The organism is Bradyrhizobium sp. Ken51 (assembly GCF_055807435.1).
This window is the reverse complement of record NZ_JBVVPB010000005.1, coordinates 227,229-239,309: the sequence shown is the minus strand read 5'-3', so window position 1 is coordinate 239,309 and position 12,081 is coordinate 227,229. Positions and strand designations below refer to the sequence as shown.

Annotated in this window: 9 protein-coding genes; 6 read left to right on the top strand and 3 right to left on the bottom strand. The window is 63.9% G+C overall.

Translation table 11 applies throughout. The features are described 5' to 3' along the window. The 5 genes from AC0L27_RS12275 to AC0L27_RS12255 all read left to right on the top strand — a co-directional run bounded on the left by AC0L27_RS12275 (window position 1) and on the right by AC0L27_RS12255 (window position 7,846). Window positions 1–927 carry a branched-chain amino acid ABC transporter permease gene (locus tag AC0L27_RS12275; protein WP_219683503.1) on the top strand — a complete coding sequence of 309 codons (927 nt, stop codon included), beginning with the start codon at window positions 1–3 and terminating at the stop codon, window positions 925–927. Beyond that, entirely contained in the window at window positions 927–2,408 is a 1,482-nt protein-coding gene (locus AC0L27_RS12270; RefSeq protein ID WP_473319184.1) for an ATP-binding cassette domain-containing protein, read from the top strand. The genes AC0L27_RS12275 and AC0L27_RS12270 overlap by 1 nt, the downstream gene beginning before the upstream one ends. Before the next feature lie 40 nt (window positions 2,409–2,448). Beyond that, window positions 2,449–3,690, top strand: coding sequence for an ABC transporter substrate-binding protein (locus AC0L27_RS12265; protein WP_473319182.1), 1,242 nt, complete (start codon window positions 2,449–2,451; stop codon window positions 3,688–3,690). A gap of 172 nt (window positions 3,691–3,862) precedes the next feature. Then, window positions 3,863–6,379: an excinuclease ABC subunit UvrA gene (uvrA, locus tag AC0L27_RS12260; RefSeq protein WP_473319180.1), complete on the top strand. Its 2,517-nt coding sequence runs from the start codon at window positions 3,863–3,865 to the stop codon at window positions 6,377–6,379. A gap of 156 nt (window positions 6,380–6,535) precedes the next feature. Further along, the gene (locus tag AC0L27_RS12255; RefSeq protein WP_106945503.1) at window positions 6,536–7,846 is read left to right on the top strand and encodes an ABC transporter substrate-binding protein; all 1,311 of its coding nucleotides are present in this window, start codon (window positions 6,536–6,538) and stop codon (window positions 7,844–7,846) included. Between the two features lie 216 nt (window positions 7,847–8,062). Here AC0L27_RS12255 and AC0L27_RS12250 read toward each other — a convergent pair whose 3' ends face one another. From AC0L27_RS12250 to AC0L27_RS12240, 3 genes are all read right to left on the bottom strand, one after another. Further along, complete coding sequence (locus AC0L27_RS12250; protein WP_473319179.1) at window positions 8,063–9,232, bottom strand: Gfo/Idh/MocA family protein; 1,170 nt, start codon at window positions 9,230–9,232, stop codon at window positions 8,063–8,065. A gap of 49 nt (window positions 9,233–9,281) precedes the next feature. Then, complete coding sequence (locus tag AC0L27_RS12245) at window positions 9,282–9,593, bottom strand: septal ring lytic transglycosylase RlpA family protein (protein ID WP_085350223.1); 312 nt, start codon at window positions 9,591–9,593, stop codon at window positions 9,282–9,284. Window positions 9,594–9,699: 106 nt separating this feature from the next. Continuing rightward, on the bottom strand, window positions 9,700–10,542 hold the full coding sequence (locus tag AC0L27_RS12240) for a CmcJ/NvfI family oxidoreductase (protein WP_473319177.1): 843 nt from the start codon (window positions 10,540–10,542) through the stop codon (window positions 9,700–9,702). A gap of 440 nt (window positions 10,543–10,982) precedes the next feature. Here AC0L27_RS12240 and AC0L27_RS12235 point away from each other — a divergent pair, with 440 nt between their 5' ends. After that, a complete protein-coding gene (locus AC0L27_RS12235; protein WP_473319173.1) occupies window positions 10,983–12,077 on the top strand; it encodes a catalase family protein in 1,095 nt (364 codons plus the stop codon). Window positions 12,078–12,081: the final 4 nt, after the last annotated feature.

The following is a 12,081-nucleotide window of genomic DNA, read 5'->3' as shown; positions in this document are numbered from 1 at the left end:
ATGGCCAGCTTCTTTACGACCCGCCTGTTCTTCATCTCGCTCGCGCTGGTCGTGATCGCGGCGACGCTGCCGCTCTACGTCTCCGGCTACGTGCTCGGGCTTCTCACCGTCGCCTTCTATTTCGGCGTGTTCGCGATGGCATGGGACCTGCTGTTCGGCTTCGCCGGCGAGGTCAATTTCGGGCCGACCTTCCTGATCGGCGTCGGCGCCTACACCGCCGGCATCCTGAATGCCCAATTCGGCTGGTCGGTTTATGCTTGCATCGTGCTCGGCGCGCTCGCCTCCGTCATCGCCGGCCTCGTGCTGGCACTGCCGGCGCTCCGGGTGCGCGGACCGTATTTCGGCCTGACCACCCTGGTCGCGGTGCTGATGCTGCAGAATTTCATCGTGGTGTTTGCCGACCTCACCGGCGGCGAGATCGGTCTGACCATCCCCGACGTCATCTCCATCAACGCCGGTGTCAATTACTGGATCGCACTCGGCTTCATGACGATCTCGGCGGCGATCCTCTACGGCCTGTCGCAATCGCCTGTTGGCCTGGTGCTGCAAGCCAGCGGCCAGGATCCGGTGCAGGCCGGCGCGCTCGGGTTCAACATCGTCAAGCACAAGCTCGCCGCCTTCATCGTCAGCGCGTTCTTCTCGGGGTTATCAGGCGCGCTGCTGGTGTTCTATTTCGGCACCGCTTCGGTCGGCACCGTCGTCGACGTCGCAGTCGGCGTCAACGTGATCGTGTCCGCCGTGCTCGGCGGCCGGCGCACCGTGCTTGGCGCGGCGCTGGGCGCGATCTTCCTGATCGTCGCCGGCGAGTTCTTAAGGCCCACCGGCGAGCTCGCGACCTTCATCGTCTCCGCGGTCGCGCTCCTCGTCGTGTTGTTCTTCCCCGGCGGCTTCCTCGGGGCGGCCCTCTCGCGTGAGGCGCGCTCGTGATGGATATGCGATCTTCAAACAGGGCCGTGCTCGAAGTCCGCGGCCTGACCAAGCGCTTCGGCGGATTGACGGCGGTGAAGAACCTCGGCTTCGAGGTCAATAGCGGCGAGATCTTCGGCCTGATCGGGCCGAATGGCTCGGGCAAATCGACGGCGATGAAGAGCGTGATGGGCATCGAGCGCCCGACATCAGGCGAAGTGATCTTCGAGGGCGAGGACGTCGCCGGCCTTCCCGCGCACAAGATCGCGCGCAAGGGCTTTGGCATGGTATTCCAGCATTCGCGGCCGCTGAACCGGCAGACCGTGCTGGAGAACATCATGGTCGCGCTGCTGCCGGACAGCCTGTTCATGCTGTTTCCGGACAAGGCGCTGGTCGAGCGCGCCAAATGGATCGCCGACCGCGTCGGCCTCGGCAACGTGATGAACCGCCGCCCGCCGACGCTGCCCTTCGCCGACCTGCGCCGGCTCGAGCTCGCCAAGGCGATCGCGCGCGATCCGAAGGTCGTGCTGGTGGACGAGCCCTTTGCCGGGCTGACGCGGGCCGAGGTCGACGTGTTCTCCGACCTGATCCGCAGTTTTCGCGACGAGGGCCGCGCGGTGATGCTGGTCGACCACAACGTCAAGAGTGTCGCGGCGCTGGTCGACCGCGTGCTCGCGATGTATCTCGGCGAGGAAATCGTCACCGGCAAGGCCGAGGACGTCATGAAGAACGAGACGGTGCGGCGGGTCTATCTCGGCGGCGCCATCGAGACCCATGCGCGGCCCGAGACCAGCTTCAAGGACAAGGTACCGCTGCTCCAGGTCGAGAACGTCAGCGTGTTCTATGGCAAGGCGCAGGCGCTGGAGAACGTCTCGATCCACGTCCATGAGGGCGAGTTCGTCTCGATCGTCGGCCTCAACGGCGCCGGCAAGACCACATTGTTCAACACCATCTCCGGCTTCCTGCCCTATAGCGGCGAGATCGTGCGCGGCGGCGAGAAGCTGCGCGGCACGACGCCGGCGAAGATCGCGCGGAGCGGCCTGGTGCAGTGTCCGGAATCGCGCGAGCTGTTCGGCGAGATGAGCGTGCGGGAAAATCTCGATCTCGGCGGGCAACATCTGGCCGACGACAAGCGCGCGGCACAGCTTGCCTGGCTGTTCGAGCTGTTTCCGATCCTGAAAGAGCGTCAGGGCCAGATGGCGCAAACGCTCTCCGGCGGCGAGCAGCAGATGCTGGCGATCGGCCGCGCGCTGATGATGCAGCCTCAGATCCTGATCTTGGACGAGCCGACGCTGGGCCTCGCCCCCGTCATCCTCGAACTCTTGTCCAAGGCCCTGACGAGGCTGCGGCAGACGACGTCGATCACGGTGCTGCTCGGCGAGCAGAACGTGACCTTCGCGCTTCCGCATGCCGACCGCGTCTATGTGCTTGAACATGCAAGGATCGTCTGGGAGGGCGATCCCGGCCGCTTCGCCGCGGAGGCCGGCGCCGATTTTCTTTAGTTCGGAAGCATCAACAAGAAACAAACGAAAGGAAACGACCATGCGACCATCGACGAATCCGAGCAGCAGCTTTCTCCTCGCCTCCGCGCTCGCGTTGTGCCTTGCCGCTCCCGCCTACGCGCAATCGAAGGATCCAATCAAGATCGGCGTCATCGCTGAAGTGCAATCGATCGCCGGTGCCGCGACGCCCGGCGGCGCGCAGATCGCCGCCGACGAGATCAACGCCAAGGGCGGCATTCTCGGCCGCAAGGTCGAGATCGTGACCTACGACAACAAGAGCTCCTCGGCCGACTCGGTGCGTGCCTTCCAGCGCGCGGTGAGCGAGGACAAGGTCTCGGCCGTGATTGCGAGCTACATCAGTGAAGTCGTGCTGGCGCTCGAACCCTGGGCGGCGCGGCTGAAGATGCCACTGATCACCCCCGGTGCCGCCTCGAACGAGATCACCAAGGCGATCCATAACGACTACGAGAAGAACAAGTACACCTTTCACGGCTATCTGACCTCGGCAGCGCAAGCCCAGCTCGTCTGCGACGCCGCCAAGGATCTGCTGGTCGACAAGCTCAAGTTCAAGACGGTCGCGATCATGAGCGAGGACGCCGCCTGGACCAAGCCTCTCGACGTCGGCTACGAGGCCTGTCTTCCGAAAGCAGGCCTCAAGGTCGTCGAGCACGTGCGGTTCTCACCTGACACCACCGACTTCACGCCGATCTTCAACAACATCGAAGCCAAGAAGCCGGACGTGATCGTCACCGGCATCTCGCATGTCGGCGTCCAGCCGACGGTGCAGTGGAAGAACCAGCAGGTGCCGATTCCGATGTTCGGCATCAGCGCGCAGGCGCTGAGCCCGACCTTCTGGAAGGACACCAATGGCGCCGCCGACGGCGTCCCGTCGCTGGCGGTCGCAACGCCCGACGTCGCCGTGACGTCCAAGACGAAGCCGTTCGCGGCGGCGTTCAAGGCCAAGTTCGGCTCGCCGCCGGCCTATACCGGCTACACCGCCTATGACGAGGTCTACTTCATTACGGAGGCGATCACGCGTGCGGGCTCGACCGATTCCGACAAGATGGTCACTGAACTCGAAAAGACCGACTACGAGGGCACGATCGGCCGCATTCAGTTCTACGGCAAGGACGACGAGTTCACCCACGGCATCAAGTCCGGTCCGACGACCGTGTCAGGTCTGGTCTTCCAGTGGCAGGACTCCAAGCAGGTCGTGGTCTGGCCGGAGAAGATCGCGGAGGGCAAGCTGAAGTTCCCGAGCTTCGTGAAGCTGTCGCAGTAATACGTCAGGCAGCGCATCGGGCTCGGTACCGAGCGCCCATCACCCTTGCAAGGCCCGTCGCGTCAACCGCGACGGGCCTTCGCTTTGTGCAGAACGCAACCGGTACGCTGGCGTCGGTGGACCCATCCTGCGATCCTGCCGTTACCTTCCATGCGTGGGCCGGAGCAGCCAGATGGACGACCGACCAAGACAACCCGATGGCCTGGTGCAGGACGACGGCTTCGTTCGCGTGCGCGGCGCGCGTGAGCACAACCTCAGGAACGTCGACGTCAGCATTCCGCGCAACGCCCTCGTCGTGTTCACGGGCGTGTCGGGGTCCGGGAAATCCTCGCTCGCCTTTGGGACGATCTACGCCGAGGCGCAACGGCGATATCTGGAATCGGTGTCGCCTTACGCGCGGCGCCTCTTCCACCAGATGCAAATCCCGGAGGTCGACGACATCGAAGGCCTGCCGCCCGCCGTCGCGCTCCAGCAGCAGCGCGGCGCCCCGACGACGAGATCGTCCGTCGGCAGCGTGACGACCATCTCGAACCTGCTCAGGATGCTCTATTCCCGTGCCGGCGATTACCCGCGCGGACAAAAGATGCTCTATGCGGAATCGTTCTCGCCGAACACGCCGGAAGGCGCCTGCCCGACCTGCCACGGTATCGGCAGGATGCTCGACGTCACCGAAAAGTCCATGGTACCCGACGACACCCTGACCATTCGCGAGCGCGCCATCGCGGCCTGGCCGAGTGCCTGGCAGGGACAGAACCTCAGGGACATCCTGACCACGCTGGGCTACGACGTGGACAAGCCCTGGCGTGAGCTGCCCAGGAAGGACCGCGACTGGATTCTGTTCACGGAGGAGCAGCCGACCGTTCCGGTCTATGCCGGTTACACTGCGGCCGAGGTCAAACGCGCTCTTCGCCGCAAGGAGGAGCCGAGCTATCAGGGCACGTTCACCGGCGCCAAGCGCTACGTGATGCAGACCTATGCCAAGTCCGAGAGTGCGATGATGAAGCGCCGCGTCGCGCAATTCATGATCACCCAGGACTGCCCGACCTGCCACGGCACGCGATTGAAGCCAGAGGCGCTCAAGGTCAAGTTCGACGGCCTTGATATCGCCGAGATGTCTCATCTGCCGCTCAAGAAGCTGCAGGAGTTGATGAAGCCGTTCGCAAAGGCTGCGACGGATGGCGCATCGGAGAAGACCATCGTCGCCAGGCGGATCTGCGAGGATCTGTCGGCGCGACTGGCCGTCCTGCTCGACCTTGGGCTTGGCTATCTCGCTTGCGAACGCAGCACACCGACGCTGTCGCCGGGCGAGTTGCAGCGGCTCCGACTTGCGACACAGGTCCGCTCCAACCTGTTCGGCGTCGTCTACGTGCTCGACGAACCGTCGGCAGGTCTGCATCCCGCCGACACCGAGGCGCTGCTGCGGGCGCTGGACCGGCTGAAGCACGCGGGCAATTCGATCTTCGTGGTCGAGCACGAGATCGAGGTGATCAGGCATGCCGACTGGCTGGTCGACGTCGGGCCGGACGCCGGCGAAGGCGGCGGCAACATCCTCTACAGCGGACCGCCCGCAGGGCTCGGGCAGGTCGCGCAATCGCGAACCGCCCATTATCTCGCGCATCCACGAAAGCCGCCGCCGACGGTCCGCCGCGAGCCGAAGGCGCATCTGAAAGTCCGGGGTGTGACCCGCAACAATCTTCGCGGCCTCGACGTCGATGTCCCGCTGGGGGTTCTCGCCAGCGTGACCGGCGTATCGGGCTCCGGCAAATCGAGCCTGATCAGCCAATTCCTCGTCGATGCCGTGGCGGAGCATCTCGGCCATACACGGGCCGCGGACGCGGACGACGACAGCCTGGCAGCACCCACCGTCGAGACATTGGGCGGAAAGATTGCCGCCGGCCTCGACCAGATCGATCGCCTCGTCGTGGTGGATCAGAAGCCGATCGGCCGCACGCCACGATCGAACCTTGCCACCTATACCGGCCTGTTCGACCACGTCCGGAAACTGTTCGCCGCGACGCCGCAGGCAAAATCCCGCCGCTACGATGCCGGGCGCTTCTCGTTCAATGTCGCGAAAGGCCGATGCAGCACCTGCGAAGGCGAGGGATTTGTCTGCGTCGAGCTTCTGTTCCTGCCCAGCGTCTACGCACCCTGCCCGACCTGCAAGGGCGCGCGTTACAACGACAAGACGCTGGAGGTGAATATCCGCGGGAAATCCATCGCGGATGTGCTGGCGATGCGCGTCGACGAGGCCTTCGAATTCTTCCGCGGAGATCCAACGCTGAACCGGTCGCTATCGGTCGTCCGCGAGGTCGGCCTCGGCTATATCCGCCTCGGCCAATCCGCCACCGAATTGTCGGGCGGAGAAGCCCAGCGCATCAAGCTCGCGACCGAGCTCATGCGGCCGCAACGCGGTCACACACTCTATGTGCTGGATGAGCCGACCACCGGTCTTCATCCCAGGGATGTCGAGCGGCTGATCGCCCAGCTCGAGCGCATCGTGGATGCCGGCAACAGCGTGGTCGTGGTCGAGCACGACATGGATGTCGTCTCTCATAGCGACTGGATCATCGACCTCGGTCCCGGCGCCGGCGACGAAGGCGGCCGTATCGTCGCGTCGGGGACGCCGCGAGAGGTCGCCGAAGCCGGCGGGAAGACCGCCAGCTATCTCGCCCGTCGCTTGAAACAGTAGCGCGCGATCTCGTCGCGGCCCATTTCGCAATTGCGTTCTGCGACGCGGAGGCCGGCCCCCGACTTTCGCCATGTTGACTTTCCGGCGCCCCGCTCCCCATACTTCGAAAAAGAATAACAAGACCAAATCATAAGACGGTTTTTGAGGGAGGATAGAATGCCGACTTCACGCAGGCAGCTGCTGAAGAGCTCGGCGGCCGCGGCCGCCGCACTCAGCCTCGATTGGACACGGGCCCAGGCGCAAGCCGAGAATTTGCGCATCGGCCTGATCTACGACCTCACCGGTCCGTTCGCCGCCGGCGGCTCGGTCGCCTCCTCGGTCGGTGCCCAGATCGCCATCGACCTCGTCAACGAAAAGGGCGGCATCGGCGGCAAGACCAAGATCGTGCCTGTTGCGGCGGACTCGCAGAGCAAGGCCGACGTGGCGATCAACGAGGCCGAGCGGCTGATCAGCCAGGAAAAGATCGACATCATCAACGGCGTCTATTCCAGCGCGCATGCGGTGCCGATGGCGGCGAAGGTCGAGCAGCAGAAGAAGATCCTCTGGATCACGACCGCGGTCTCGACCGCCGTGTTCAAGGACAAGAACCTGCAATACGTCTTTCGCGCGCAGATCCATTCCGATCAATACGGCCAGGCCTTCGCGGGGTTCGTCGCCGAGCACGCGCAAGGCAAGCTCGGCATGGATCCGAAGGACGTCAAGGTTGCGCTGATCCACGAGGATGGCCCTTATGGCGTCGGCGTCGCGGCGGCCGACGAGGCCTATGCCAAGCAGGCGGGCATCCAGGTGGTGATGCGCGAAGGCTATTCGGCTTCCGCGCCCGACCTCTCGGTGCTCGTGACCAAGCTCAAGCGCGCCAAGGTCGATGTGATCTCGCATGCCGGCTACAACCCCGACATCACCCTGTTCCTGCGTCAGGCCCGCGAGAGTGGCCTGCGCTTCAAGATGCTGTTCGGCGCGGGCGCCGGCTACAGCCAACTCGACAAGTTGCGCGCAACCTTCGGCCCCGACATCGACAATTTCTGCAACATCGATCCGGTGCCGGCGCAACTGCTCGATGCCTCCAAGCTTGCGCCTGGAATCGGAGACCTCACCAAGACCATGGTCTCGCGCTACCAGGCCAAGACCAGCGCCACCGACGTGCCGCCGCACTGCTCGATGGGCTTCAACCAGACCTGGATCTTGCTCAACAACGTGCTGCCGGTCGCCAAGGAGAAATACGGGAGCTTCGAGCCCGAGGCCATTCGCAAGGCCGCACTCGACGTCGACATTCCCGCCGGTGGCACCATCCAGGGCTATGGCGTCAAATTCTTCCCCCCGGGCACGCCGCTCTCGGGCCAGAACGAGCGCTCGACCCCGGTCGTGATGCAGAATGCCGGCGAGCACATCTCGGTGGTGTGGCCGACGAACATCAGGACGCAAGACCCGGTGTTTCCGCTGCCGAAGGGGTCGACTTACGGGACGTAGGTTGAAGCCGCGCAGACGGTGCACCCTCTCCCCCTTGTGGGAGAGGGTGGCTCGCCGCGAAGCGGCGAGACGGGTGAGGGGTTGTCTCCGCGAATCCATCTCTCATTTGAATCCGCGGAGACAACCCCTCATCCGGCGCTTCGCGCCACCTTCTCCCACAAGGGGGAGAAGGATTGGCAGCGTGCCTGCGGTTAGCTCAGTGAGTTCATCACGCCCCTACAACACCACCCGTCGTCCCTCCTCCGCCGCCCAATAGCCTGCGTAGTTCACCTTGATCGTCTCGTACGCCAGCGCCAGATCCGACAGCGGCTGCCGCCCCGTCGCGGCGCATTCCATGAAGTCCTGGATCTCCTGGAGATAGCCGCGCGTCCACTCCTCTTCGAGGCAGACATATTGCCAGCCGGTTTTGCGGTCGACCTTCTCGGTGATGTAGACGGAGGCGAGTTTCTCCTCGGAGGTCTGGTAGCTCATCAGATGATTGTTCGGCGTGATGTTGGCGAACAGCGAGCCGCCTGACGTGTAGGTCTCGATCAGATTGCGCACGCCGCCCATGATCATGTCGCCGGAGAACACGGTGGCCTTGGTGCCGTCCGAGAAGGTGGCAGTCAGAGTGCCCCAGTCCTCGACGTCAACAGGATTGGCCTTGATGTAGGTGCGCTCCTCCGGCTTCAGGACGGCCGTGACGTTGCCGACGTCACCGCTGACGCTGGCGACGCGAATGGTTTCGCCGCGCGCCTTGGCCTCGACCTGCTTGAGATACAGCACGGCGGAAAGCGGATGGCAGCCCATTCGGATCAGCGAGCCGCCGCCGGTCATCGCCCATTGCGCGGCATGGGCCGCATGCGAGCCGGAATGGCTCTCCTCGCCCTTCATGAACAGGATTTTGTCCTTGGTCGCTCTCAAAATCTCCGCGGTCTTGGTCACGGCCGGCGCGTAGATCCAGTCCTCGGCATACATGAAGAGTTTTCCGGTGCGCTCGATCGCGGCGCGCGTGGCGTCCATCTCCTCCAGCACGCGCTGATACATAAGCGCCTTCGGCACATGCTTGCCGATCGGCTGCCGGTCGCCGTCGCGGCCGAAATAGCCGGCGAACGGCTTTTCGCAGATCACGTGCTTGCCGGCCTGCATGGCGGCGACGATCATCCCCGCATGCAGATTGGGCGGCGTGCAGATATCGATGACGTCGAGCTCGCGGTCTGCGATCAGCTCGGCGAAGCTGCGATGGACCCGCGGGACCTGGTGGCGCTGCGCAAATTCGACGACATGGTCGCCGCGCGCAGCGACCGCCGCGACCTCGACATCCACGCCATAGACGCGCCGGAACGCATACATATGCAGCTCCGACACGAAGCCGCAGCCGACGAGTCCCACTTTGATCTTGGCCATAGCGCCCCCTGACCCATGCTTTGGGCAGCACTATAGCGCGCCGGCGGGTCTATTCCACCGAGACCCGCACCACACCGGCGCTCATCATGCCCAGCGCTTTAGCGGCCGGCACCGAGAGATCGACGATCCGGCCGCGGATGAAGGGGCCGCGATCGTTGACGCGGCATTGAATCGAGCGGCTGCCGTAGGACACCCTCAGCACGCTTCCGAACGGGCGCGTCCGGTGCGCGCAGGTCAGCTCGCCTTTCCCGGCTTTTCCGTATCCGTAATAGGAGGCAAGCCCGCTTTCGGCGTGGGCAAAGGAAACAGCAGAAAGCGAAAAAGTGGCAAGGCAAGAAAATAACGTGGTCTGCGCTCGCACGGCACCGCTCCCGGTTGGCCCTGCCCCGCGCAGAAACGTTCGTTGGTTCCCCTAGGTTCCTCAGCCACTGCCGGGCCGCGCCCGGCAGTGCCATCACACATTGTTACTACTTGTGGAACACGAGCGTCCGAACCTCGATGCTTTCGCGTGGCCTCGCATCCACCGGCGTGGTCGGATCGACGAAAGCCGTGTGCGGCCCGAAGCGCGTGCGGCCGTCGGTCGCGGAATCGTAGCACTTGAGCAGCAGCGCCTCATCCGTCGTCATCTCGGGAAAATAGAACCAGCGATGGTTCGGATTGTATTTCACCGAATAAGTCTCGCCGCGACGGTTCGGATAGATCAGGTCGGAGGCGACGAGATCGTCGGGCGCAACCGTCGTGCCGTCGGCCATCGCCAGCGGCGAATCTCGCAACGGGCCGCGGATCGGCCGCCACAGATTGATCACCTGGACGCGGCCCTTCAGCAGCTCCTTGGCCTCATCGGGCAGATGCTCGCGCACGCGGTTGGCGCCTGAGGCCGCGGTCTGGTCGACGTGGACGCGCGTTGCCGGCTGACGCGGGCCACCGTCGCGAATGTCCGCAGCGCCCTCGACGCGCCTGCGCACGGTATGGTCGAAGACAACAACGCGGTCGGCTTTCAGCGTTGCGCGCAGGAAGGCCTCGACGGCGGGATAGTAGACCGCCTTGATTTCCTCCTCGTTGGAGAAGTCCTTCACCTGGTTCGGATGCCGCACCAGCGCAAAGCCTTCGCGGTCGAGCGAGAAATTATGGGCGATCAGTCGCGCATCGAAGATCGGAACCTGATGCGGCTCCGGCAACGACGTGCTCTTGGGCTCACCCGGCGGCGGATCGAAGGCGTAGGTGCGCGGCTTGCCCGAAACCGGCGCGAGATAATTGAGTTCAGCGGTGACGAAGGGAAGCGACTCGATTTTTGTTTCTTGCAGGCCCATGGCCGGTCTCCCGATGTGGTCGTCGTTATGATTTTGAGGGGGCCGGGCGTGACGCAAGGGAGGTCGTGCAAATAGCAATGCGGGTTTTGTCGTCGGCATGAAACGCAGAACGAACGTTTCGCGGAGTCCTGTCGGGTTGGAATGCGCTCCATCCGCTTCACGGATGCTTGAGAGCCTTGTGAGATCTCGTGCCTCGTCCGACCGGCCTTAAGGAAAACATCAGGACAACATAAGGAGCTCATAAGGACTTACGAGCCGCCATCGGCCTAGCATCGATCCTGTGATCTCGTCGGTAGCAGGATGCCTCATCCCCGGCTTGTCCAGGCAAACGCAGCCCGCTCTTGGATTGCCGATCCCGACTGGACGGGCTTACAGTGATGCGCCCTGCGGCCGTCGACGCTTGCAATGGGAAGGCGACCTTCGGGCTGGAGATCAGCGCCATGTCAGCCAGTCAGTATCTTCGTTACGATCCGTCCGTCGAACAAATCCAGCCGGAGGAAGCTGCGGCCGTCGAGGCGATCGTTGCCTCGATCTCGCGGACGAGCGCCCGCACTTTTCACAGCGACAAGCATGGGACCCGGCAGCAGCACGCCAAGGGCGCCGGCTATCTCCGCGGCGAGCTGATCGTCTACGACGATTTGCCGGATCACCTGCGCCAGGGCCTGTTCAAGCAGGCTGGCCACTTCCCGATCATCGTCCGCCTCTCCACCGCATTCAACAGGAGCGATCGCGTACGTTCGCCACGGGGGTTTGCCATCAAGGTCCTGGGCGTGACTGGGACTAAGGCGCTCGGCGACGACGATACGACGAACCAGGATCTCCTGCTCGTCAATCACCCCAGCTATTTCGCGGATGCGATGGCCTATATGCGCGCACAGCACCAGGTCGAGCGCACCCTGTTCCTGCCTGATCTGGCGTACGTACCCATAGGCTTTCTCGCGCGCGTGCTGGTCGCCGCATCGGACAGAACAGGCATTCCGATCCCGATCGTCTTGAAAGCGCTCGGTGATGCCGGCAGCAACATTCTCGGAGAAACCTTTCACACGGAGGGAGCATTGCGGTTTGGCGATTATATCGCAAGGCTTCGCCTGGTGCCGATCTCGGCCTCGGTTCGCCAACTCACCGGCCAGCCCTGCCACGATGCCGATGATGCCGTGCTGAACAGCGTCGCTGCCTTCTTCAAGGACAATGCGGCCGAGTACGAACTGTTTGCCCAGCTCTGCACCGACCTGGAGCGAACACCGATCGAAGATGCCTCGATCGACTGGCCCGAGGACGTCGCGCCGCCGCAAGCACTCGGCAAGATCACGCTTCCGCGCCAGACCGCCGACAGCCCCGCGCGTCGCGTCTATTCCGACGAGGTGCTTTCGTTCGATCCATGGCGATGTCTCGCCGCGCATCAGCCGCTCGGCTCGATCATGCGGTTGCGCAGGGATGCCTACAGTGCCTCCCGCACGCTGCGGCAGCAGCAAAACCAATTCAGGGTCAAGCAACGGCCCGGAGAACCGCGAGAGATCGCGGACCTGCCGGATTGAGCCG